This window comes from Photobacterium aquae, from assembly GCF_001029445.1.
Lineage (GTDB): Bacteria > Pseudomonadota > Gammaproteobacteria > Enterobacterales > Vibrionaceae > Photobacterium > Photobacterium aquae.
In genome coordinates, this window is the sequence record NZ_LDOT01000030.1 from 1 (window position 1) to 25,188 (window position 25,188).

Annotated in this window: 23 protein-coding genes and 1 pseudogene; 13 read left to right on the top strand and 11 right to left on the bottom strand. The window is 47.2% G+C overall.

The features are described from left to right. Positions 1–69: 69 nt before the first annotated feature. Complete coding sequence (locus ABT56_RS18360; RefSeq protein ID WP_047880371.1) at positions 70–609, bottom strand: hypothetical protein; 540 nt, start codon at positions 607–609, stop codon at positions 70–72. 367 nt (positions 610–976) lie between these two features. On the opposite strand from ABT56_RS18360, the gene ABT56_RS24595 reads away from it, so the two are divergent. Both ABT56_RS24595 and ABT56_RS18370 read left to right on the top strand, forming a co-directional pair. Further along, entirely contained in the window at positions 977–1,543 is a 567-nt protein-coding gene (locus tag ABT56_RS24595) for a type II secretion system protein (protein ID WP_047880372.1), read from the top strand. Positions 1,544–1,718: 175 nt separating this feature from the next. After that, positions 1,719–2,600 (top strand): patatin-like phospholipase family protein, encoded by an 882-nt coding sequence (locus ABT56_RS18370; RefSeq protein ID WP_047880373.1) that lies wholly within the window; start codon positions 1,719–1,721, stop codon positions 2,598–2,600. Positions 2,601–2,736: 136 nt separating this feature from the next. Here ABT56_RS18370 and ABT56_RS18375 read toward each other — a convergent pair whose 3' ends face one another. After that, positions 2,737–3,195 (bottom strand): dCMP deaminase family protein, encoded by a 459-nt coding sequence (locus ABT56_RS18375; protein ID WP_047880374.1) that lies wholly within the window; start codon positions 3,193–3,195, stop codon positions 2,737–2,739. A gap of 207 nt (positions 3,196–3,402) precedes the next feature. Between ABT56_RS18375 and ABT56_RS18380 the strand changes: the two genes are divergently transcribed. Together ABT56_RS18380 and ABT56_RS18385 are read left to right on the top strand one after the other, a co-directional pair. Beyond that, entirely contained in the window at positions 3,403–4,080 is a 678-nt protein-coding gene (locus tag ABT56_RS18380) for a type 1 glutamine amidotransferase domain-containing protein (RefSeq protein WP_047880375.1), read from the top strand. A 34-nt stretch (positions 4,081–4,114) separates the two neighbouring features. After that, positions 4,115–4,555, top strand: a complete 441-nt coding sequence (locus tag ABT56_RS18385) for a VOC family protein (RefSeq protein WP_047880376.1) — start codon at positions 4,115–4,117, stop codon at positions 4,553–4,555. A 64-nt stretch (positions 4,556–4,619) separates the two neighbouring features. Here ABT56_RS18385 and ABT56_RS18390 read toward each other — a convergent pair whose 3' ends face one another. From ABT56_RS18390 to ABT56_RS18405, 4 genes are all read right to left on the bottom strand, one after another. Then, positions 4,620–5,828, bottom strand: coding sequence for a hypothetical protein (locus ABT56_RS18390; RefSeq protein ID WP_240478355.1), 1,209 nt, complete (start codon positions 5,826–5,828; stop codon positions 4,620–4,622). A 9-nt stretch (positions 5,829–5,837) separates the two neighbouring features. Beyond that, a complete protein-coding gene (locus ABT56_RS18395; protein ID WP_240478358.1) occupies positions 5,838–6,593 on the bottom strand; it encodes an outer membrane lipoprotein-sorting protein in 756 nt (251 codons plus the stop codon). Positions 6,594–6,707: 114 nt separating this feature from the next. Then, complete coding sequence (locus ABT56_RS18400) at positions 6,708–9,035, bottom strand: efflux RND transporter permease subunit (protein WP_084722396.1); 2,328 nt, start codon at positions 9,033–9,035, stop codon at positions 6,708–6,710. 480 nt (positions 9,036–9,515) lie between these two features. Continuing rightward, on the bottom strand, positions 9,516–10,289 hold the full coding sequence (locus ABT56_RS18405; RefSeq protein WP_047880379.1) for a TetR/AcrR family transcriptional regulator: 774 nt from the start codon (positions 10,287–10,289) through the stop codon (positions 9,516–9,518). A gap of 267 nt (positions 10,290–10,556) precedes the next feature. Here ABT56_RS18405 and ABT56_RS18410 point away from each other — a divergent pair, with 267 nt between their 5' ends. From ABT56_RS18410 to ABT56_RS18430, 5 genes are read left to right on the top strand one after another with little or no spacing between them, the layout of a single operon-like run. Further along, on the top strand, positions 10,557–11,078 hold the full coding sequence (locus ABT56_RS18410) for a hypothetical protein (RefSeq protein WP_053062557.1): 522 nt from the start codon (positions 10,557–10,559) through the stop codon (positions 11,076–11,078). Positions 11,079–11,080: 2 nt separating this feature from the next. Beyond that, positions 11,081–13,327, top strand: a complete 2,247-nt coding sequence (gene bcsA / locus ABT56_RS18415; protein ID WP_084722398.1) for a UDP-forming cellulose synthase catalytic subunit — start codon at positions 11,081–11,083, stop codon at positions 13,325–13,327. Positions 13,328–13,335: 8 nt separating this feature from the next. Beyond that, positions 13,336–15,414: a hypothetical protein gene (locus ABT56_RS18420; protein ID WP_157037906.1), complete on the top strand. Its 2,079-nt coding sequence runs from the start codon at positions 13,336–13,338 to the stop codon at positions 15,412–15,414. Further along, positions 15,411–16,436, top strand: a complete 1,026-nt coding sequence (locus ABT56_RS18425) for a family 8 glycosyl hydrolase (protein ID WP_047880382.1) — start codon at positions 15,411–15,413, stop codon at positions 16,434–16,436. Before ABT56_RS18420 ends, ABT56_RS18425 begins: the two co-directional genes overlap by 4 nt. After that, on the top strand, positions 16,433–17,884 hold the full coding sequence (locus ABT56_RS18430; RefSeq protein WP_047880383.1) for a tetratricopeptide repeat protein: 1,452 nt from the start codon (positions 16,433–16,435) through the stop codon (positions 17,882–17,884). The genes ABT56_RS18425 and ABT56_RS18430 overlap by 4 nt, the downstream gene beginning before the upstream one ends. Before the next feature lie 87 nt (positions 17,885–17,971). Here ABT56_RS18430 and ABT56_RS18435 read toward each other — a convergent pair whose 3' ends face one another. Next, positions 17,972–18,898, bottom strand: a complete 927-nt coding sequence (locus tag ABT56_RS18435) for an aldo/keto reductase (protein WP_047880431.1) — start codon at positions 18,896–18,898, stop codon at positions 17,972–17,974. 316 nt (positions 18,899–19,214) lie between these two features. Here ABT56_RS18435 and ABT56_RS18440 point away from each other — a divergent pair, with 316 nt between their 5' ends. From ABT56_RS18440 to ABT56_RS18450, 3 genes are all read left to right on the top strand, one after another. Then, entirely contained in the window at positions 19,215–19,586 is a 372-nt protein-coding gene (locus ABT56_RS18440) for a zf-TFIIB domain-containing protein (RefSeq protein WP_047880384.1), read from the top strand. Positions 19,587–19,866: 280 nt separating this feature from the next. After that, positions 19,867–20,097 carry a hypothetical protein gene (locus tag ABT56_RS18445; protein WP_047880385.1) on the top strand — a complete coding sequence of 77 codons (231 nt, stop codon included), beginning with the start codon at positions 19,867–19,869 and terminating at the stop codon, positions 20,095–20,097. Positions 20,098–20,237: 140 nt separating this feature from the next. Further along, positions 20,238–20,720, top strand: a complete 483-nt coding sequence (locus tag ABT56_RS18450; protein WP_084722400.1) for a GNAT family N-acetyltransferase — start codon at positions 20,238–20,240, stop codon at positions 20,718–20,720. Between the two features lie 161 nt (positions 20,721–20,881). Here ABT56_RS18450 and ABT56_RS18455 read toward each other — a convergent pair. Continuing rightward, positions 20,882–21,289, bottom strand: a pseudogene (locus tag ABT56_RS18455) (DapH/DapD/GlmU-related protein); the annotation flags it as partial. 987 nt (positions 21,290–22,276) lie between these two features. Here ABT56_RS18455 and ABT56_RS18465 point away from each other — a divergent pair. Next, positions 22,277–22,708 carry a hypothetical protein gene (locus tag ABT56_RS18465; protein WP_047880387.1) on the top strand — a complete coding sequence of 144 codons (432 nt, stop codon included), beginning with the start codon at positions 22,277–22,279 and terminating at the stop codon, positions 22,706–22,708. A gap of 674 nt (positions 22,709–23,382) precedes the next feature. Here ABT56_RS18465 and ABT56_RS23725 read toward each other — a convergent pair. From ABT56_RS23725 to dmeF, 3 genes are all read right to left on the bottom strand, one after another. Continuing rightward, positions 23,383–23,532 (bottom strand): AAA family ATPase, encoded by a 150-nt coding sequence (locus ABT56_RS23725; RefSeq protein ID WP_240478356.1) that lies wholly within the window; start codon positions 23,530–23,532, stop codon positions 23,383–23,385. A gap of 178 nt (positions 23,533–23,710) precedes the next feature. After that, positions 23,711–24,127, bottom strand: coding sequence for a MarR family winged helix-turn-helix transcriptional regulator (locus tag ABT56_RS18475; RefSeq protein WP_047880389.1), 417 nt, complete (start codon positions 24,125–24,127; stop codon positions 23,711–23,713). Continuing rightward, positions 24,115–25,050 carry a CDF family Co(II)/Ni(II) efflux transporter DmeF gene (gene dmeF, locus ABT56_RS18480; RefSeq protein WP_047880390.1) on the bottom strand — a complete coding sequence of 312 codons (936 nt, stop codon included), beginning with the start codon at positions 25,048–25,050 and terminating at the stop codon, positions 24,115–24,117. Before dmeF ends, ABT56_RS18475 begins: the two co-directional genes overlap by 13 nt. Positions 25,051–25,188: the final 138 nt, after the last annotated feature.

Consider the following 25,188-nt stretch of genomic DNA (forward strand, 5'->3'; position numbering starts at 1 on the left):
ACCATATAATTAAGCCCCGCCTGAATCTGCTTCAGGCGGGGCTTTTTTATTTAATTTGGCGAGAAACTACTAGGCTGCAGCCGTTTCAGTTTCTTCTTTCTTATTTGTCAGTAACTTATAAGACATAATGCCGATAACTAACGCTTTGATGATCATCATCTGCGGGTTACCGTAGTAACCGACCATGCCAACAAAACCAGAGATAAGCATCAATACGCGATACTTACGCAAACATGTCATATACATGGCTACCAGAATCACGGCTAAATCAGCAAACTGGAAACCGACCGTCAAACTCGGTTCGGCAATAAAAGATGACACCGCTGTATAAAAGATATAACCGATCCCGACAGTCATCATCGCCGCAAGCACAAACAGTAACTCACGCGATACATTCATGAAATCCTTGGCATATCGGTAAGCATTAATACTCGCGACAGAAAGATTCAGAATCACCTTTGCGTGCCATCCCATCAATACCGCCCAAACGATATCATTCGCTGATGAGCCAAATGCGGCAAAGCGAGTCGCCTTCATGCTATTGAAAATAGTCAAGGAAATATAGAAAGCAACACTGCTCCAACCCAATGCTTCTGTAATAAGTTCCATTACGTAAACCTGTCGGAAAAAAGATGTGCCAGATAGTAATGGTGAAAGCGCTCTGGTACAAGCAACAATTCATCTCCCTAGCCACTCTTTACCAGCAGTAAATCCCGCGAAATACCCAAGCAACATAACCGCCATCCGTATCACCCTGCCACCTTGACGTTGGAATTATGACACCATCACATTTCATCACAGCGCACCTCCCCAAATAAACCTCAATGAGTCACCACAAACCCAAAAATACACACCTGAATAGCCCGCGACGTCAAAAAAACATCACAAAGAATATAATATTTCACATTACCCCTATTGCATCAGGTAGATACCTTGGACGTATAATGCATCAACAAAACAGAATCCGGGAAACGTCATGAAAAGCAAAGGTTTTACTTTAATCGAATTAGTCGTTGTCATCGTCCTCATCGGTATTCTTGCCGTCGTTGCAGCACCGCGCTTCTTGAATATTCAAAATGATACACGCACTGAAGTTTTGAAAAATTTGGCAGGCTCAATCATGTCTGCTACGGGCTCGGCCTACGGTAAATTGGCAATAGACGGTTTAGAGCACTACTCATATGTATCCAACCGCCCAATCACTGACGGCAACGGCATTCAAGCCGACATTCCCATTGCTGGCTGTGAGATTGGCGCATCCGGATATTGCGTCTTCCGCTACGGGTATGCCGATGCCGATCCAATGACCATCAGCAACCTTGTCAAAGGCGTTGAATTCCGACGTGGCGACGGCGGCGATTTCGCCTCCATATATGGTCACCTACCGGGTGAGCAGCACATGTCATACATCACGTTCAAAGACAACATCAAAGACCTGGGCGATCAGATGGAAGAACTGAAAACCAACCAGTGCTATATCAAATATGCGTCAGCACAAGAAGACGGGGATCTTCCAACTATTGAAGTGGTACCGTGTAGCTGATTCCCTCATCTTCCACAGGATTCAACGTACATCGTATTTTAAATTGCGAATACCCCAAGCTGCCTTCGGGTGGCTTGGTTGTTTGGTTTTGCTTATCGCTACAATAAGAAAAATCGAATACAAAAAAGAAAACCAGCAGCGTATTCTTACCTGATGATAATGACATGGGGATAATATGAAGATTGAAAACAGCCGGGCATTGATTGTAGAAGGCGGAGCCATGCGCGGCATCTTTGCCAGCGGTGTACTCGATGCCTTCATGGATGCCAATTTCCAACCCTACGATTTTGCCATCGGTGTATCGGCTGGCGCATCTAACTTATTAGGCTACATCGCCAACCAGCCAGGACGCAGCTACCACGTCATTACCGAGCTGGCTACCCAAAAGAAATTTTTCAGCCCTGCCCGTTTTATCAAAGGCGGCGATCTTGTTGACATTCAATGGTTATGGACCGAGGCAAATAAACAATTTCCCATCGACCAAACCGATGTCTTCCACTCGATCCCGTTTTGGGCAACCGTCACAGATGTTCGAACCGGCAAAGCCAATTACCACAGGATCAGCCCGGCGAATATCCAAGATGCAATGATCGCAACCGCCGCATTACCCATTGCCTTTAAGCACCCACCATGCTTTTCTGGCGGCTGCTATACAGATGGTGGTGTCGCCGACTCTATACCGGTAAAAGAAGCGTATCGCCGAGGTGCACGTGATATTACCGTCATTTTGTCGCACCCCCTCAATTACCAAATGCCGAAGGCTCGGCATCCGTGGCTCATCAACAAGCTGCTGACACCTTATCCCAAAATCGCTGATGCGATGGCCCACCGGGCCGATAACTACAATGCATCACTGGCGTTTATCCGCAATCCACCAGAAGGGACGATTGTCAGGGTTATTGCCCCGCCAGACATGTTTTCAGTCAAACGGCTAACGATGGATACCAAACAACTCAACGAGGGTTATATCATGGGAATGGAAGCTGGCAGGCAGCACATCGCCGCCCTGTCTGGCAAACATGGGCTGTCAGACGAAAATTGCCACTTCTGCCTATAAGCCACGCCCGCTAGCCAATGATTCTCACAGATAAAACAAAGGCCACTATGGTAGTGGCCTTTGTCAGTATCTATGTACTAGGAACCGTCACAAGCAAAGAAAATGCTTACGCTCTCCTCACTTCACCAAGGATCATCTAGTCTTTAGGGATCGTACTAAGCGCATCAAGCGGCAACCAATTCACCGTTACGCCAGCCTGCTGGAACATTTCCTCACTGATTTGAATTTTTTCACCCCAGCGAGACAAAAAATCTTCCGTTTGTTCAGGGCAATGCACGGTCGCAATACCTGTCTGGATAATTTTCGCAGCACAGTTCGGGCAAGGGAAATGCGTTACCCAAATATCACACCCAGCTAAATCACGCTTGGCAAACAAAATCGCATTCTCTTCGGCATGCAATGTTTTGAGATATTTCATATCGCGATCATCTGTCGCGGCGCTATCGGATATACCATGTGGGTAACCATTGAAACCCACCGACACAATACGGTTCCCCTGAGTAATGACCGCCCCTACCTGAGTGGATGGGTCTTTACTCCAAGAGCCCACCAACTCGGCCATTTGAAAAAAGCGCACAGCCCACTTAGATATCATCTTTTTTACCTATTGTTATTTATTTATGCCATTTTGCATAACTTCCTGCCTTCCCTCAACCCCCTATACTCAATCACCGCTTGTAAAATCGAGGAATCACGACCTAACCCCGACGATGGTCTATCCTTTCGTATAGCCTGAACACCTTGACGGCACACCGCCAATAAGAGCGCGGAGCCGCCAACTATCACGTATCGAGAGGAGCCCATGGTCAAAGCATTACTCGTTCTAACCAGCCACGGTGCAATGGGAGAAACCGGTACCCAGACCGGTTTCTGGTTATCCGAACTCACCCATCCCTACTTCGCTTTGCGAGATCAAGGCATTCCTGTCGATATCGTCTCTATTCGTGGTGGCGAAGTCCCTGTTGATCCCAAGAGCTGGGACGAAGAGGACAATAACAATGCACGTTTCCTGGCCACTCCCGAACTTGTCGACAGCCTAAAAAACAGCACGGCCCTGTCTTCTCTCTCGCCATCTGAATATCAGGCGATTATCTTTGCTGGTGGGCATGGCACAATGTGGGATTTCCCCGACAATGAACCACTTCAGCGAGCAGCCATCACCATTTACCAACAAAACGGGATTATTGCCGCGATCTGCCACGGCCCTGCGGCATTGGTCAATCTAAAATACGCCAACGGTGACCATCTCATCGCCAACAAGCGTGTCACCGGTTTCACCAATGAAGAAGAAGACACCATCGGCCTGACAGGAGTTGTCCCCTTCTTACTTGAAGATCAGCTAAAGATGGCCAATGCCCATTTTGTCAAAGCCGCCCCTTGGTGCGAAAACGTCGTGGTCGATGGCAAACTGATCACTGGGCAGAACCCACAATCCGCTTATGCCGTAGGTGAAGCCGTTGCAGAATTACTGTTAGAATAGCTTTTTGCTCTGCTACTTAACCATAGGAAGCACAATGGAATATCTACATACCATGGTTCGCGTTAGTGATCTCGAGGCGTCGCTGGATTTCTACTGCAACAAACTCGGCCTGATTGAAACCCACCGCAAAGACAGTGAAAAAGGGCGATTCACCTTGGTATTTCTCGCCGCGCCACTCAATGTCGATACCGCAAAGACGGCGATGTCTCCGCTTATCGAACTGACCTACAACTGGGAGCCGGAAAGCTATACTGGCGGCCGAAACTTTGGCCATCTGGCGTTTCGCGTTGACGATATCTACGCATTGTGCAGCCACCTTCGCGCCAATGGCGTTACCATCAACCGTCCACCTCGCGATGGCCACATGGCTTTTGTCCGCTCTCCTGACGGTATCTCTATCGAATTGCTACAAAAAGGCGAGCCGCTAGCGCCTGCCGAACCTTGGCTATCTATGGAAAATACCGGCGAATGGTAACAATGCGCCAGGCCATCCTCAGCGGCTGAGGATGGCCGATTCTCAGCAAAGAAGACACGATGGGTTAGAAATAATATGAAAGTCCCACCTCTACATAATTATCCCTGCGCAAACCATAAACAGGATCACGCTCGTCATCAGCATCAAAATACCACGCGTTGATATTCCAACGCCAAGCACTCCCCAAACGGCTTGATGCCTCTAACCGTGCTGTCTGTGAACGTGCATCATCCAAATCTTGACTCACCCCAAACAACACTTCCGTGCCTGCTATATCATTGAGAGCCCAGCGCACGCCAGCAAAAATATCATTTTGACCAACAACCGGGGCTTGCTTCTCCCTGCTATCATAAAGATATTCGGCCAGTACCCCGACATCCCAAGCCGTATCGGCCACACCCACATAGGTATACTCAAACCCCGCCGTCACGGCACTATGATTGTCCAGACTAAACCGTCGAAGCGCCTCTAGCTTCCACAGCCAATCCCCCCACAATCCTTGCAAATCCACACTCAGCTGATCCATCTGAGCATAAAAAGGCACTAGGGACCGCAGCCAATCACTACCCTCAACCAAGAAATAAGGATCTCGGCTCGTACCGTGAAAATAACTCAGCCCAATATCCCATACATCCCAGCTCACGCTATAACGGGCAGCCAAATCAACATGCTTTTTCCCCCGTGACGATTCATAGCGCGCCTCATCAGTGTTCACCCCTGCAACCGTCAGCCGCCCATCAGATCCTGCAAACGTCCTCTCGCGAAAGTACGGCAGCACAAACAACTCCCACACCCCCAGATCAGCCAAATAAGCAAAATGCACCATTGGCTGCCCCAATTTTGCTTCGCCATCAACCGACTCAACCGCATCGGTTTGGTTAATCACATCAACCAAATGCTGAGATTCCGTTACCCCCCAGAAAACCTTGCCGATCCCTGCCCGCAATTCCAACCGATCGCCATAATAGGCATAGATCGCTTCTCGCAGATCAATATGGCTTCTTTCATTATCCATCGCATCCCAACGGGCAAACGGTACAAGGTTAACACTCTGCGTACCCTGCTCCCACTCCCAATACCATTCGGGTTCAATAACCACTGAAGGCTGCACGGTATCTTGCCCGTGAGTACCGGTTGCAAAGAACTGGCGGTGTTCAACCGCAAGCCGACCTCTCATCTCCTGCGGTAGCCACGTTGCTTCCCCTGCGGCCTGTGCTACTAGCGGTTGGGTAAACGCTATCAATGCCGATAGCCAATACCCCTGTCGTGACATACCCATCACCTACCTCGACCGCTTCAGACTTTGCTGGCTAAAATCTCTATCGGTAAGCCCGGTTTTGAACATTAGCTGGTGGGTGCTAAGTACCGTTTCTTTCCCTGTCTGGTGGTTGACCATCGTCATCTTGTGAGCACGCCAGTACTTGCCGAGATACTGCTGGTACTGCGAGAAGATCAATGTTTTCAACAATGCTTTGCGGCGATCATAAAACTCCATTTTCAGCGGACGGTAGTGAGCCTTATCCAGCCATACTAACTGGCGGGTATAGCCGGAATATTGATCGGTTGGGATCTGCTCGATTAAATAGCTCGACTCCCCTGCTACCGTTTCGTCACCAAGATAATTGAAGGTATATTTCTCCAACTCGAATGAGCTGAGATCCTCATAGGCAAATTCACTGCCCATAAACGGGCCCGACTTATTGCGAGAAGAAATCCGCTTCACCCGCTTCAAGGCTGGCATATATAGCCACTGATCATCAGCCTTATGGGTATGGGAGTAGTTGAGAAACGCCGTGCCCTTAACGTCACGGGGCTCATCAAATACCGTCAACCCTTTATCGCCATCCCCATCAACCTCAAGACTCTTTATTCTCAGCTTTCGATCACTGGTCTCCCCCTGGGCATTTTTCAGCAACATGCTCAACTCTGAAATCGAGTCTCCCCATCCAATGTCTCTCGCTTTGCGCTCCTTGGCTATAGCCAGTCCCTGATCGATACCCGTCACTTGCTGGGCGATAACCGGCATGGCAAACAACATACCAATCACACTCAACCACACTATTGGGTTCCACATTTGAGCTCTCCTTCCTGTCTTATATCTTCATTCCATCACCTGCGGGTAACATCGCCACCCGCAGGGCTGATACAGTATCTATAGCGACGCGACTAACGCCGGCTTGTCCTTTTCGGTTTCGCCTTGATAGGCCTTGCGGTCAAACATCAACAGCAACGCTGGCAACAAGAGAAAATCAACGATCAATGCCACCATAATGACCAGCGCACTGAGCTGCCCCAAATCTGAATTCAGCCTAAAGCTCGACATCCCAAGCACGCTAAAGCCAGCCACGAGCACCACGGTCGTGATCCACAGTGCTCGTCCAACAGTGCCGAAGGCATAGCGAATCCCGCCTTCCGCATCGTGCCCTTGTCGCCGTGCATGCTGGTATTTAGTAAGAAAATGGACGCAATCATCGACCACAATCCCCAGAGTCAATGTCACCACCACCGACAGACCTAGGTTGATCTCGCCGGATATCAACGCCCAGATCCCAAAACCAACCACCGCCGGAACCAGATTCGGCACCAAACTGATCAACCCCAGCCGCAGCGAACGCAACGCCACAATCAGCAAGATAGAAATCAGCACCAAGGCAATCGGCAAGGTCTTCAACATACTCGCCATATTCACCTCACCAATATGAGAGAACATCAATGTCGGACTCGACGCTACCACGTCATATTGAGGCGCATTGTCGGCAAACCATTGGTAGATCCGCGCCTCCAGCGCCACCATTTCCTTGCTATTGAGGTTTTCCGTGGTCAGCACCAGCTTGACCGAGGACTTGTCGATATTGATTTCATTATTCAAATCAAGCCCATATGGCAGGGACATCTCGTAAAGCAACATATATTGCGCCGCCAAGCCCTGCTCATCCGGCAGGCGATATTGCTTACTATCATCGCCATGCATGTTCATATTCAAGCGCCGGTATGTATCGGCCAAGCTGGCAACATGATCCGTTTCGGGTTGATCCCGTAACCACCGCGTAAATCCATCCAGTGTCTTGATAAAGGCGGGGCTATTCATCCCCTGAGGCTGACCTGTTTTCACAGCGATACTGATATTGTTCATCCCGCTGATATTGGCCGCCATAAAATCAGCAGCCTGACGGAAGCTATTGCTCGTATCAAAATATTCGACCGAATCATCCTCGATTTTGTTTTGCACCATCAGAAAGGCACTCGCCACAACCACTACCAATGAAACCGGCATAATCAGGCGGTGAAAGCGGATCACCACATTGGCAAAGCGATCAAGAGCACGCGGGGTGGATGATTGGGGGCGCGGGCTGATTCGCAACGGCAAAAGCATCATCAGTGACGGCAGCACCGTGAGCGCCAACAACAATGCCAGCATGACCCCCAACGCTGACAACGTTCCCATATCACGCAGAACTGGCGAATCAGAAGCATTCATCATCATGAAACCAACAGCGGTTGTCACCGAGGTGATCAGCAATGCCGTAAAATTGGCGCTCAGGCTATGGGCTATCGCCTCGCGCTTTGCCATACCCTGTCGCATCGACTGATACACCGCCGAGAGAATATGAACGCAATCCGCAACCGCCAGTGTCATGATCAACGTCGGCACATTCACACTCCCAGTATCCAAATAATGCCCACTCCATCCCAAGATCCCCAGTGTCGCGGCAACCGTCGCTATAATCACCAGCAAGGTGGCAAACACACCCGACACAGTGCGCAGCATCAGCCCGAGAAACAGCAAAATAATCAAAAGCATCAAAGGAATAAGCGTCGTACTGTCGATCTGGGCGGCTTCGGCAAACGCCGCATTCAGGGCAATCACCCCACCGAGATGAAAAGTCACCGCGGGATAATCAGCCTGATACTGCACGATCAACGCATCAATGAAATGTTTGATTTCCTGCACTTGCTGTGTCTGGTTGCCAGTTGGCATGTTCAAGGTAATATTGACCACTGCCACCTTGCCCGAACGGGAAATCAAGGCATCACGCAGGCGAGGTTCAGCCAATGCAATGTCTTTTACATAGGCAATTCGAGCCTCAGTGAACGGATACAGATCCAGCAACAGATCTTCCACCAGCAAATCATCGCCATCGGCAGAGGTATGCTGGTAGTTAGCGATTGAATCAACTCGACTGGAATAAGGAGTCTGCCATGCTGATTCAGTGAGATCCCTGACCAAATTCAGATGTTCAGGTGTGAATATTGAATCCTGCACCGCCACCACAACAGCTAATGAGTCTGTTTTGGTGAATGTGGCTTCTATTTCTTTGAATGCCGCCAACTGCGGATTGTCGGCATCAAAAAAGATCTGATAATCGCCCCGGAAAAATAAATTTTTACTGCCAAATGCCGCAAGTACCACCAATACCAGCGACATCAACAGCACCAACTTGGGATACCAAACTGGCATGTGCAAAAGTTTACGTTTCATCACTTTCTCCATTTGTGACGTACCGTGTTATGCCCAGCTATCACAACCCACCCGTGAAAGCATAAGCGGTTTGGCAACAGGTCCTGCTCCCTCTTGCCACCGCCGAATATTGACGATTTGTCACAAATGAAGATAAAAAAACCATTCAACGAATGGTGATTCATATTTATGACGAACCGTCAAAATTGACCTTTCGTCATATTAGCGCAAAAAATAATCACAACAAGTGCATTTTGGCCATATATTCAAATTCGGGAGAAAGCTCGGTAGTTACTCTCAACGCAGCGTCATTCAGAGTGATTAATGAATAAATATGGTGGGAATTCAGTAACTAATAGAAAGGTCAACCTACCCTTCCTTCTCTCGCTAACAAAAGCAGAGGGAGAGTAACGCCAGTCAATAACAAGGTAGATATCTACGACTAAGAGTAGACGGGTTGTGTTTATACCCGAATTCCCCCAGTCACCGCTTCAACATAAGCTATAGAGACGGAGATATTCGCGGCCCAAGTTGTGCCACCTCGTCGGCGAACACTTGCTGCTCAATACGCAGCCATGAGGATTTATAGTCAAACTCGGATGCCAACGGGCGCCAGTTGACACCATCAAGCAGCAAGTTGACGTTGCACAGTATCGAGTCCAAATCAGCGATACGCGATACGCAGCACGCTTCGGTGGCATTATTCATCAGAGCGTTTGAGCCAAACGCCATCGACCAGTTCGCAAACACCACATTCTCTTTACGGTAGCCAGCAGGAAGAACCAAGTCCCCGTTATCCAACCCTTGCTGCAAAAATGCATCGCCAATCGCCACCATCTGCTCTTCAAGTACATTGAAATGCTCAAGCCGGGCAGGCGCTGTTTTCTCGATAACAAACGGCGTACGGCAGGTAAGCACACACATCGCCAGAACAGGTTCAAGACGGGTAAATAACGAATAACCGACATGCATCGCCAGCACTTTTTCCCGGCTATTGCCGTCAAAATCCAGAGCTCGACGAAACAACAAAATCTCTTTTTTGAACGCCATAATGCCCAGCGCCGTCACCAGATCTTCTTTGCTGTTGAAGTGATTGTAAATAGTACCTTTCGAATAGGGACTATCCGCCGCCACCTTATCCATTGTCAGGTGGGCATACCCCTCTCTTTCGACAACTTTCTTTGCAATTTCTAACAGCTCAAATTCCCTGTCGATAATCGCCTGCTGCTTTTTGCTCAACGCTTTCGCCACAACCATGCCGTTATTTGCATCCATTGTTCTACCTGCAACCCAATACTTACCTGTTGTTTTATAGCATGAAATGACTATATCACCTATTTCACGCCAACCTAAAAGCAAGCAATCAGTAACTGCATCACATCACTATTTTGAAGTATCAAAAAATTTTGCATTTTAATTCTCATAATTAAAACCAGATCTTCATGGAAAATCTAATTCATTGTTTTATCAAAATTAAAAAAAACGAAAAAGCATGGTCATATTCTTGCATAGCTCCATCTAGAACAGCACAAGGAGCATATAATGAACGTGACGCAATCATTTTGCATCGCTGTCGGGATTATCGGGCTGAGTGGATGTCAGCTCACGACCAGCCAACCTGTCAGCCATACTTTTAACGATCCTGTACCTATCCACGACTACCAATTACCCGTTTTCCCGCAGGGGATGACCTCGCTTGGCAACTATCGCCAGCAACGCAACCAAGATATTTGGTATTGGACCGAGCTGGAAAACCATACCTTCCAGCGCGGCGAAAATCTCATCGTCCAAGTGATTGCCAACAAGCCGCTCAGCCAGCCTCCGGCACAATTTTCCTTTTCCCTTCCAGCAAACCCCGGAGAACGCAAATACAACAGCATCGGTGCCTACCAGCACTGGGTTAGTGTCATGCCCAATGGCGATCGTTGTACCTACTCACAACAACACACCAAACGGATGAACAAATACCTCTCTATCTTTATCCACCACTGCGCGCCGGAAGATCAGCATAACCTGAGTTGGCTCGACAATCTCAAACCCAGCTTTTTCCTAGAGGAACGTTAATAATGAAGCACCTAAATGCACTCTCCGGTATGAAATGGCTGGCCAGTTGCCTTCTCACCGTTGCCGTGTTGTATCTGGCAACCATCGAGGTCGCAGTGGAAACCCACTTATGGCTGTCCGTTTCCGCCCTGCTGGTTGTTCTGCTATGTATGACATCGAGCGAAAAAAAATACCTCAACCTTGTTATGCTGCTGACAGGGGCATTCATTTCCCTTCGCTATATATGGTGGCGCTACGATGAAACATTACCGTGGGAAAGCAGTCTCGATATTCCCTTTGCCCTCGCCCTGTTTATTACCGAAATTTACGGGATCAGCATCTACTTGATTGGAATGTTCGTGAATGTAAAGCAGCGTAATCGCAAGATTATTCCCATCGACGAAAAACAAGACATTCCGTCAGTGGATGTTTTTATCCCAACTTTCAACGAACCTCTCCATGTTGTCGGCCCAACGATTGCCGCCGCCAGCCAACTTCATTACCCAGGAACAGTCAATGTATGGGTATTGGATGACGGCGGAACTGCGCAAAAACTTAATGCACAGGATCACCACCAGGCCAAACAAGCCCGTGAGCGAACCAGCAAGCTCAAGGCACTTTGCCAGCAACTCGGCGTGGAATACCTCACCCGCCCAGACAACAGCCATGCCAAAGCCGGCAATATCAACCATGCTCTTGCCCACAACCAAGGCGAGTTGGTACTGATCCTTGATGCAGACCATGTCCCAAGCCGAGACTTTCTGGTCAACACCGTCGGCCAGTTCCAACACAATTCCAACCTCGGTTTTGTCCAGACCCCACATTTTTTTGTCACCCCCAATCCTATTGAGCGTAATCTCGGGATCGAAGACAAAGTGCCTGCTGAAAACGAAATGTTCTACAACCGGATCCTCAAAGGGATGGATTTTTGGAATGCGAGCTTTTTCTGTGGCTCAGCGGCTGTCATTCGCCGCAAGGCTCTAGAAGATGTGGGTGGTATTTCCACCCGAACCATTACCGAAGACGCCGATACTGCAATCAATATCCATGCCAAAGGCTGGGATAGCGCCTATATCAACAAAGCGATGATTGCCGGGCTATCACCGGATACATTCGGGGCCTATGTCACCCAACGCTCGCGCTGGGCTCAGGGAATGATCCAGATTTTCATGCTAAATAATCCCCTGTTCAAGCGTGGGCTATCATGGCCGCAAAAACTCTGTTACCTCAACTCGACAAGCTTTTGGTTCTTCCCGCTATTTCGCGTGGTTTACCTGCTAGCTCCGCTGGCATACCTACTGTTTGATCTCCAAATTTTCGTCGGTAATGCCGGGGCCTTCGTCGCCTATGCCATCCCGCATCTCATCATCAGTATTCTGATTAACCAACACCTGTTTGGCAAAACCCGTAATACCCTGTTTTCAGAGTTTTACGAAACTATTCTATCCCTATTTCTGTTCCTGCCGGTCCTGTCGGTCATTATCAGCCCTCGCAAACCCAGCTTTGCTGTGACTCCCAAGGGCGAAACGACGGAGAATACTCATTTCTCCGGCCTAACACCTGCCTTGCTAGTCCTAACCATCGTGCTCACAGTAGCCGAGTGCTGGGGACTTTACCGTTATTACCATTTCCCTATCGAACAAGGACAGCTCGCCATCGTTCTGGTTTTCAATACCCTGAACCTTCTTATCAGCCTGCTCTGTCTGGGATCCACCCTTGAAAAACGCCAGCGCCGCATCGAACCTCGCATACAAAGCAACGTTCAGGCACATGTCGCGATCAACAACAAGCAATCAACAGCCACTATTAACAATGCTTCACTCAGCGGTGCCAATCTGACAATCCATAATTTGGATGACAACCTGCAGCATGGGGATATTGTCGAACTAACCTGCTACGTCGCCAAACCCAAGCAATCCCAATCTGAAAAAGCACATTTGAAACCCTACCGATTTGCCATGCGAATCCATCAAGCGACATATCTCGCCAACGGTCAATCTGTCCATTGCGAACTTATGGATAAAAATACTCAATCATTAGCCGTTTTCACCGATATCGCCTACGGGTTCAGTCGCCGCTGGGAAGTCCGTCGACAGTTCGAAGAGCAGCAAAAGAAAAGCATTCTTCATGCTCTCGGCAACTTCATTCAGTTATCTGTACGAAGCCTTACCACGGTACTTAAAGCCTCGCTGCACAATCAACGACCGGATCCAGCCAAACCGGCAGGAAGCCCGAAAGCCACAGACTCAACACAGGATGTACGCCAATGAAATCGCTAATGACGTCCCTTCTGGGCCTGCTGTTAATGACGTTTAGCAGCCTGCCACTACAGGCAGAAACAACGTCTTCGTCCTATACACCGCTTGAAACGGTCACTGTCCCGCTCAACATTCTATTGCCGCCAGGCCGCGATACCACCCTGCGGGGACAATGGGACAAAATCAGCTTTCCGCTAACTATTTTGGATACCCAAAAAGCGCAAGAAATCAAGCTATCGCTAACCATGACCCATTCAGGAAAAATCGACATCGCTAACCTCTGGGTGAGCCTTGGTCAAAAAGCACTCGCAAATATCCAACTTCAACCGGATGGTAATCCGCAGCAGGTTGTCATCTCCCTTACCCCCGACTTGCTCAACCGCTACGGCAATACCCTGACCGTTGCCGTCCGTCATCAGCTACCGGGATCACTCAGCTTAACCGAACAACGAGTCAATGCTGCCGAAGCAGTCACCGAACTGTTAGCCAACCAATCATTCTTTGAGTTCAGTTACTATCCAACGCAAACATCGCCGACTCTAGAAAGTGCAGCAGCACTGATCAGCAGCGGCCAAATGCATGACCAGCCGGTACAGCTGATCAGCCTATTACCCGATAATGCCCAAGGGGATTTAACAATTGCAGGCTTGTTGGTACAAGGGTGGACATTGCGAAGTGGAAGCAGCGACTATCAGTACCACTTTTATACCCGGAACAATGAACACAGCGATTTTAGCCACAAGAGCAAAATCCAGCTGATTTATGGCCTACCAGATGCGCTGGCAAAACATGCCAGCCTGCCACAAAACTATCTGGATGCGATCAACGGGCCCTATATGGCCTTGCACTATCATCAGAAGCAATGGCGGATCATCGTATCCGGCCGAAATGAACAAGAGCTGCTTGAGTCCAGCAAACTCTTTGCTAACCCGGCTTTTCATTTACCGAATCAAACCTACGGCATGATCGCCGCACAAAGTACCAATGACCAGCCTCAGGTTGCCAGCGACACCGAATACCCTGTCAACCTTTTTACCCAGCAGCAAAGATTTGGGGATGAGCCATTAACCATTCCGTTAATGATGCCAGCGAATTTTCTGGTTAACAAAGAAGAGCAATCTCACATCAATCTTGTCCTAACCCATCCAAAAGTTGCACCCGGTGAAGCGGCGATGGTCATTCGTGTCAACGGCGACTATGCCAACAGCATGCCTCTACGGGCCAGCTACTGGCGCAACATGCAGCATTACCGCCTCAGTTTCCCGATGAGCATGCTTCGCCCAGGGTTAAACAACATTAGTATTGAGCTTTACGGCCCTGAACAACAAACTGTATCTAGCCAGACTGGCAATATCACTCCCTTCATTGCCCATATCAGCGATAGCTCTGCGGTTCAGTTCGGTGCATGGGTCAATTACCTCACCAGATATGAGCAACAGTTACCCGCCGATCAGTTGTTATTCATCACCGAAAACAATGGCAGTGATGCTCAAGTGACACTCAATTATGCCCAAAACAGTGATTTTGGCGATGTCTGGCAACTGCTAAGTCACCTTGCCTTTCAGGCCCGCCAGCCGATGACCGAATTGCTGGTTACCGACAGTACCACCCAATTACGCCCGTTCAACCTCAACTTCAATGTTGGCACCAGCGGTGACACGCTCTCCCCAGCCCCCAGCGATACGAATAGTCTACTTAACCGCTTGCGCAACAACTTGCTCTCCGACATGGCAGAAAGCACAACGGGTGAGCCCATCAATAGCCAGAGCCAATTTTTCCAGTATCCCGGCCAATCAACACAATGGGAGCAAGCAGGAAATAGCTTCGCCACCCTAACGACACTGAGCAACGGATGGCGCAACATCAGCTTCACTACCGCAAACGAACAGGCTCTGACACAAGAAATGGCCATCTATCTCAGCCAGCCTAGCAGCGCAGTAACCGGAACCATCGAGCTAACGGTGCCAAGCCGAGCGACGGATCGTCAGTTACTTCGCGCCGGATTTATCGCCCATCCACTCAGCATGCCGTTCCTGCTCTTTACCCTACTGCTCGCATTGGCATGGTTCATGTTCCGAGGGCTGGAGAAAAAATCATGAAATGGCTCCCTCTTGTACTCGCGACGGTGCCACTGCTCAGCCATTCCTCGGTTTTCAACAGCGTTCATGGCTGCAATATCCGGGAAGACTCGGACATGTGGGCGCTTTACAAGCAGCAGTTCGTCACATCGGACGGCAGGGTAGTTGATAACAGCAATAACAGCATCAGCCACAGCGAAAGCCAAGGCTACGGCATGGTCATGGCAACCTTCTTTCATGACCATGCCAGTTTCCGTGCCATATGGCGCTGGACGCAACAAACCCTCCAACGCGATAGCGATCAACTGTTCTCTTGGAAGTGGCAATCTGCCACACCCCATATCCCGGATCGTAACAATGCCAGCGACGGCGATATCTTTATCGCCTGGGCTCTGCTAAAAGCCGAAGAAGTATGGCCGGGAAACCGCTATCGCGAACAGGCAGCAGCCATCATCAACGCATTGGCCGATACCCACCTTGTGACTTTGGATAAACACACCGCACTGCTGCCCGCAGGCTATGGCTTCGAGCATCCATCATCGACTGTGGTAAACCCTTCCTATTGGGTTTACCCGGCCTTTAACGACTTCGCAAAATTCAATGCCCGCTGGCAAAGTCTCAACGATGGCGGAATGAAAATTCTCGAGAAAAGTCAGTTCGGACAACATGCCCTCCCTTCAGACTGGATCGAATACCGCAATAACCAATGGGAGCCAGCCCAGCAGTTCCCACCCCGCTTTAGTTATGCCAGCTACCGCATACCGTTGTACTTGATCTGGGGGGGATACGACAACGCCATCAATGACCACTATCGTAGCTGGCTCAAAAAATACAACCGCGCGTGGGTCGATGTGGAAACCAACACCATGGCGAACTACCGAGCCCCAAGCGGCGCAAATGCCATTGCTGCTCTGGTTCAGCTCAGCAACGAGGATTACAAACATCGCAGTGTCCTTCCCGAACCCACTCTGTCGGATGATTACTACTCTGCCAGCCTGATCATTTTCTCCCATATTGCTTTTTACGAGAGGTATTGCCAATGAAACTGTCATTACTCCCCCTGCTTCTCGCAGCCCCGGTACTTGCCAACGAGCAGGGCCATGTCCAACTCCTCGAAAGCCAAGTGTCCGTTAAGATCAATCCCCCCCAAACCTACAGCGGCTATGACGAAAGTCCAATCTGGGAGATCTTAGAAAAAGAAGGCTGGCAAGCCGCCCAGCAAGCCGCTTCCAGCCAGAATATATCAGACAACCTCAACGGAGAAATCAGCTATCAGGCCGCACTGAGCCAGCTCAACCAGGCAGTCGAAAGCCGAAATACCCCGCAGGCCCGTGCACTATTGGCGTCAAACCCGCAATGGTCTAACTGCGAACGTATCCAATGGGCATGGCTGGATTTACAGTTCGAAACCCAATCAGGATATGGCCCCAAAGCCAAACAAAAACTCACAGCCCTTTTGCAAAATTGCCCCCAGCATGCTTTAGCAACTACCCAAAAAACGCTGGCATGGACCCAATCTCGCCACGGGACAGATATCCTCGCGCGATACCGCAACAGTAGCGGCTTTGACAGCAATGCCTATAGCAAGCTGACCTACCAAGTGAATTTGAACCAACTAGGCAAACGCCGTCTTTCGTCCCAGCAGACTCAACAGGCTAGCCAGCAAATCAGCACCATCAAAGACGCCAAGGGAGCCGAACTGCTTGGCTGGCAATACCTACGCCAGAAGCAACCCGCCAAGGCGCTATCCTGGTTCAACCAATCCATTAATTGGTCATCGCAACCCAGCCGCAAACAAATTGAAGGGAAAATCCTCAGCTTGCAACGTATGGGACAAACAGACGATGCCGAGCAGCTCAAGTCGAAATGGTCAAAACGCTATCCGGCTCTGACCAAACTCAACCAAAGCCAAGGCTCACCAGCACTTGCCAAAGCCTGCAAAAATGATCCTCAATCCTGCCTGAAGCTGCTGGACAAACTCCCATCGCTAACCCCACAACAACAGGCCCTTGCGGGCTGGCAGTGGTACAAACTCGACCGTCCAATGACCGCAACCCGCGCCTTTGTGAAAGCCCTAAAGACCCTACCGAAAAATGATAAGGACTACACCAACACCCAATATGGCTACACATTGGCACTCAACAAAGCCGGATTCGAGCAACGAGCCGAATACCTTGCCTATAACCTGCCCGATCCTAGCCAGCGGATGCTCTACACCAAACAAAGAGAAGCCAAGGCGATTCTCAATGCCTATGAGCTTCAGGACTATGCCTACGTTATTGATAAAACGAACCAATTTGAAATGAACTATGGCAAGGATGTGGGTATGGCCGAAATCAAAGGATGGGCGTATTACAACCAGAAGCAAACGACCAAGGCGGTAGAAACCTTCCGTGAACTGGCCGATGCCTACCCCCACGACGAAACTTTCAGCGATGCGCTTAAGACCGCTGAGTGCGCCCAGAAAAAAAGCTACAAGCACTGCTGGTAGAAAAACAAAAAGGGCCTTCACGGCCCTTTCTCTTCTCTCTATGCTTTATTGACTATTGCCATGCAACTATCGTCAATTACATAACGACTATGGCACACCGTGACCTTTCGAGGCTACCCACACGCGATACCATTGCTCACGCGTCAAGGTAATAGAAAGGGCATCAACCGCCGCCTGCACGCGCTCTATCTTACCCGAGCCGATGATCGGCAATGGCTGTGAAGGCAGTCGACGAACCCAGGCATAAATCACCTGATCGATACTTGCGGCCCCTACTTCGTCGCGAATTACCTCAAGCTCGGTACGAACACGCACAGCCTGTTCACTGTTACCGGAAAAAATATCCCCGCCAGCCAGACATGACCACGCCATCGGCTTGATCCGCTTCATCTGCAGCATATCCAGCGTGCCATCATGGCATACATCAAAATTCAGCGGGTTAATCTCAACCTGATTGGTAACAAGAGGCGCATCAAGACGAGACTGCAACAATTCAAACTGCGATGGGGTAAAGTTAGAGACACCAAAATGGTTAACCTTACCCTGCTGCTTAAGCTCGCCAAATGCCTCTGCCACCTCGTCGGCATTCATAAGCACATCCGGACGGTGGATCAGCAGCACATCGATATTCTCGACATTAAGGCGTGCCAGAGAATTATTGACCGACTCAATAATATGAGCCTTGCCGGTATCATAATGGTTGATTTTACGATCTGGGAACAGGCCTGAGCACAGCTTGATATCACACTTAGTTACTATCTCAATCTGGTCACGGATGCTCGGCTCTATCGCCATTGCCTCACCAAACAGCTGCTCGCAATGATAATCACCGTAAATATCTGCATGATCAACAGTGGAAATCCCTAGCTCAATATGCTGCTTAAGGAAAGTTAACCGCTGCTGCGGGGTCATATTCCATGCACCAAGGCGCCAATAGCCTTGAATCAACTCGGAAAACTGCGGGCCCATTTGCCCATCTCGGATCTGCGGCGCAATATCTACTTTAGCCACCATCTTGGTACAACTCCATGTCTTGCCGAGATCAGCCATAACGACCAATCCTGAATGTATAAACAGCCCCATCCTAGGCACATTTCCTATCAACTGCAATGCCAGATATATCAAAAAAGCGGGCGAAACCCACACTACATACCTATAGCGCATTCCAAAATAACATCCGGCCCCTGTTTACTCCTAGCGGACAGAAAAGACAGGAAAATCAGCCAAAATAGGCAAACTTGAGCATATATGTCGCAAATTAGCACCTTGAATTTTCAAACCTATGCATTTCAGAGTAAGTTGGGCGAAATATATTTCGCAAGGAGCTTCCATGAAATGCCCTAAATGTCACAACCCTTTCGAGCACATTACTACCGCAATGGGAGACATTGAACGCTGTAGCGCCTGTAAAGGACTATGGCTAGATAGCTATGAAATTGAAGATATGAAACCTCTGGCCAAAGATATCGATATCGGCCATAAATCACTGGGGAAACGCTTCAACGAAATCGACAAAGTTGAATGCCCGGTATGCCCCAACAATCCCCTATTGCGCATGGTCGATGCCAAACAACCACATATCTGGTACGAGAGCTGCCCGACTTGCAAAGGACGCTTCTATGATGCTGGTGAATTTACTGATCTCGCTTCCGTTGATCTTACGGACTTCTTCAAACGCTTCTTGGTAAAAGCACGCACGTAACATTACCGTATAACTTAACCACCAAAAAGCAGGCCTCTCGGTAGATCGCTCTCGTTTACTATTCTATTGAGCATATTCCCAAAGAGAGGCCACACTAGCGATAAGGGCTTTCAAAAAAATTATCAGAGACATCTCCCATCTTGCCTGCCACCAATCTGCATCTCAAAAGAAAAAATTCCCTCTGCTTGCAAAACTCGCTGATGACTTCAGCAATGATCCGATAACAGTGCCATGATGATGCTGTTTTCTTATTTTGAACATCAGCAAAAGGATTTGCACAATGATTCAAGCCTACATCTTTGTTTTCAAAACACTACTCTGCCTAACTATACTCGGCATCGCTGCTTTTGCGCTCGGCAACATTGCCGGGCAGTGGCTCTATGGCAATACAGTAGAACTGACGGCCTTACATGTGCTCGCCATCATCATCGCCCTGCCGACAATCAAACCGTTTATCCGGCTATTTGAAAAACAAACCAATCATCCACCCATAAATCCAATCGTTCAATAACGGAAAATACAATGGGAAAACGATTCGGATGAGAATCCCCCCCGAAACATCAACAAAAAGAAGCGCAATCTCTTTCTAATTGGCGCATTCTGGGGTATTTTCCCGCCCATTATTATTAGGAGAACAAAAACGTTACCGCAATGGGTCTAAAAGCCTTTACTGAAAACGACTACTGGCAACTCACCGAATGGATTGACTCCGATGAGCTTAACGTTCTTTGGAGCGGAAGCACATTCCAGTATCCACTAACCTTCCGCCAGCTCGATTTGCATTATTCCAAAAAGGAAGTCATTCCCTTTCTGTTTACAGTTGATGGGCAACATGCCGGATTTATCGAACTGTTCAAAGTCTCCGACACCAGCTACCGGCTATGCCGAGTCTTTATTGCCGAAGACTACCGCGGCCAGCAGCACAGCAAGCAGATGATCACTACTGCTATCCACTATGCGCAGAGTAAACTCAGTGCAACCGATATTACCTTGAACGTGTTTGCCCACAATACACCCGCCCTTCGCTGCTACCGCAAACTTGGCTTTGTCGAATATCAGGCAGAGAGCCCCAACAAAACAAAACCACGTACGCCAAACCGCTGGCAACCCATCACTATGCGGTGGCAAAACTAGCTACTACCACCTAGCAAAACGCCCGAATTAATCGGGCGTTTTGAAGAGGCAAGCAAATTAATCGCTGCACATTACGTTCCACTAACAATCAGAAAAGCATTGTATGGTCATCGCAGCCTATTTTCCTCATCATAAGCGAAAGCTGCACATTTCAGTTGTTGAATATCCTTTGTCACGACGCTATTAGCGGCCACTATCGCGCCCTCACCGATAGTTACACCTGGCATTACCATTGATCTCATTCCAAGCCATGCACCATCACCAATATGAGTGTCACCTTTACCTATATATGCTTCATCGATAACATCCATAAATAGATATAAACAAAACCAATCCGCTCTATGAGTGTGATTTCCGCCCATCAATATAACGACTTCAGCAGCAATACAAAAATAATCGCCAATATAGAGTTTGTCGATATCCCACCGTGGCTCCCAATTACAACTAATTTCATCACCATGCAGATATCGGACGACCGACTCTTCAAATCCCTTATCCCAGCAATCACTGTAATAACTATGTGTTCCCTTTATGATGATATTGGCGTTCGTTACCACCTCATGCAACAATTAAAATTTTGACCAATGTTTCTTTTGCATTCCTAACCTCAAACTAATGTTATATATATTTAATCTATAAAAACATTATAATCGTCAGTGAATTCTCGGCTGTTTTAACAAAGGAATTAGTTGCATAATAACACTCTATAAATTTGAGCGGTAAATGATAGCACATAATAAATCATATAAATGCCACTTATCCAGATTTTGGCATGGGTGATTCTGACTAGATTCAAGACTCAGCCTTGTCACTCTCGCTGCAATATCGACCTTGCTGGCTATCTTTTATGTAGCGCTATGGTTGTGTATCAGCGATGAAATTATCCGGGAGTATTTCTATTACGGCGATATTCTTCATACGATTTTTTATAAACTGGAACCTAGCAATATCATTATCTTTCAATGGAGCCTTACCAAGCTTTCGCAATAAGTCTTTATACATATAACCAGACCGAAAAAAAACAAGGTCTAATCTCGACAAAGCAAAGTGCTGCCTCGATAGCCTGAGGATCACCGTGTAGTATACGCTCATACGCTCCAATTAATCCCCCAGGAAAAGCTAGAGTATCGTAGTTGGAATGGAATTATTCACATGCAGACTGCCACTCCCTATATTTGTGAATGTTTTTCTCTCGACTCTTAAAAGTTTCATGAACTCTCAAATGAAGAGCATTAATTATTTTTCATTTCCCTTAATAATTAAATTAAAATATCCCATTTAAACACCTAACCAATGAGATACACCAACCATATTTAATAAATGTTATTCTCAAACAAAGTGACACACAAATATCCATCAGAAAAGTGCCAACTGCGTGATACATCTCCATATTTTCTATAGCATTCATTACATATATCAACATTTCTTTGATATGAATCCATAAAATAAACATTACCCATATCAACCAACAAATTTTGTTGTTTAATATTGCTCTCCATTTAATTTAGATTAGTTGGTAATATATGGAAATAAGAATTAGAGTTAGTGGTCTCGGCATGAATATCCCTAAAACATCATTTGGAGTTAATCTATTTTCAGGTTGTTATATAGAGACACGACCTAATCATGGAAATGCTCCCACTCATATTTATGGCATTATAGATACTCTATCGCTTGGAAATGAGTCAGGTACAGTTGTTGTAGGTCATGCTGTTACAGACTGGATTAAAGTTACCAAACAAACATCTATTGATAGACTAAAACATGAGTTTCTGATTGGTAAAACGGCTGATATTGAAATAAAAGGATCGTCTTTTGGTAATAGTAAAGGAGATGTAAGTTTTAAGATTATTGATGAAAATGGTGATTCAATTACGGTAATTGATAAATATGACATTAATATTAATGCTTTCCAACTGGCTACAACAAAAATACGAGGAAAAATACGTCATCAAGTTGTTGCACAAAAGAGTTCTGGATTATGCTAAGAATAATTAACAAATCAATCATTCTCATTCATATTTTTTTACTATTGGGAATGTCTTTCATAATCCTTTCAAGAGATGAAGTTGAAGAAATAAGTCAATATCTATTTCCTCATTCAAATTTACTGATGGATTCATTATTAGTTGATAACGTTATTAATTACTATGGTCTTTTGATTCCATTCACATTGTTATCAGTTATAGTTATAGTATATAAACAAGGACTAACAATGAGTAAGCAGATAATTATAAACACAATTACTTTCACAATATCGGCTGTATTTTTAGGTTTATTAATTAATGCATTGTATCCTATATCACCATAATAGAAATCAATAACTGTGTCGTAGCTGACATACATAACACAATTACTCAAACATCAAAAAGACGGCGTTGTTGACAAAAAGAACTATCCACTAGTACTATCGAAATTAAGATAATAATTTGCTGCATGAGGGCACTAATTTCATCGATTATAAAATTATAGATAGTCACAAGTTCTAAATAACAAAAATAAAAATGTATAGTTATGCTTTTAGTCAACAACGCCCAAAAATATTAGTGTTGTTATTTCGACAAATTTCTTGAAGCCATAACGAATAACATGGACTCCCTTCCATTAGACTCTGCCACACTTGGTAAGCCTGAGTAAGAAACGTTCGGAGGCCGCTATGTTACTATAATAATCCCATTTTTAGTGGCGCGAACGCCTTATAGAGATTGGACTTGCCGCTACCGTTGGCACCTGTGATCACATTTAGCGGTCCCAGTGGGATCACCAAATTAGGAATGGAGCGGTAGTTATTAATCGCCAAGGCCGTGAGCATAATATTCCCTGTTTATTTATACAGAGAGATCGTAGCATACACAGTGGTTACACCAAAACGCATCAGTTCAACATTGATGCAAAACCTTTGGCAATAAGCACCACCAGCGAAAGCCAAAAACGTAGACAAGGTTGCACTTCATCACGACGAGGCATATCGCTGGGTAATAAAAGCAGAATTAGAATTCTTGATTCATTTTTTCAAGACACTCAACCAAAATAGCGGCATGTTCAGGCTCAATATTTCGAGTAAGATCTTTCACCAAATCCAAGTGTAATTGATTATGGAGTCGGTGAATTTTCTCCCCGTCGCCAGTTAAACGCACGACAATCGAACGGCGGTCATCAGGATGGGCATCACGCTCAATCAAGTTGGCATTCACCAGCTTCTCAATTTGTACCGTCAAGGTCCCCGTCGTGATACCTAATTTTTGCGCCAGCTCTTTCATCCGCATCGCACCATGTATACCCAGCACCTCAATAGTGTGGATTTGTGCTAGCGAATAACCGGTTTCTTTTACAACCGACATCTCCCAAGAAGACATCTTGTCATAAAACTCCGTTAACAATTGATTCAGCGGTTCTAACTTGTACATAGGGTCGATGAGTGCATTTCAAGAGTAAGATGATGAATCTTATCAAACTCCGCCAACAATTGTTTATAGTCATCAATTGTTTTATTGCTATTGGACTCAATGATAATCGCCGCTGAATAGTGATGAGCACTAATACGCCACACATGAATATCTTTTACGTTAGCATCAGGTGATAATGCCGCCACTATTGATGCCTTGTAATCCTGAGCAATGCTTTCATCCAAAAGAATGGGTGATGTCTGCCAAATCAGAGCTAGTGTCCATTTGCCAATGACCACCGCTCCAACCATCCCCATTACGGCATCAAGCCAGTTCCAGCCGTAAATCTTCCCCATCACCAAGGCAACAATAGCCAATACCGATGTCAGCGTATCTGCCAGAACATGCAGATACGCCGCTCTCAAATTATGATCATGATGGTGTGAATGCCCATGCGAATGCCCATGCGAATGCCCATGCGAATGCCCATCATGATGATGATCATTACCATGAAGAAGGTACATACTCAGCACATTGACCAACAAACCGATAAACGCGACACCGATTGCTTCGTTAAATTGAATGGGCTGCGGATTCACCAATCGATGAGCCGACTCAACCAGCATAAGTAGAGCCACAATCCCCAAGGCAATAGCACTGGTATAGCCGCCTAACACACTCACTTTTCCAGTACCAAACGAATATCTATCAGTACCAGCGTGTTTCTTCGCATAACGATACGCAAATAACGTAATACAGAATGCCGCCGCATGAGTCCCCATGTGCCAACCGTCAGCCAAAAGCGCCATCGAACCAAAGACGGTTCCGGCCACTATTTCAGCAACCATTGCCGTAACGGTTAGCAACAAAACGTAAAGTGTTCGCCTTTCCCCTTTCTTGTTGTGCTCAGAGAAGTAATGTTGATGTTCAGTTGGGAAATACACGGCGACTCCATTTGTTTGATTATCAAATTATTTGATAGAAGGTTAGTTTGATAATCAAACAATGTCAACGATGCACTTTATAACCGAGTCATGCCTAAGCAAGGGTTACAGATAGATACTGTCTGTTTTTATTGCCAG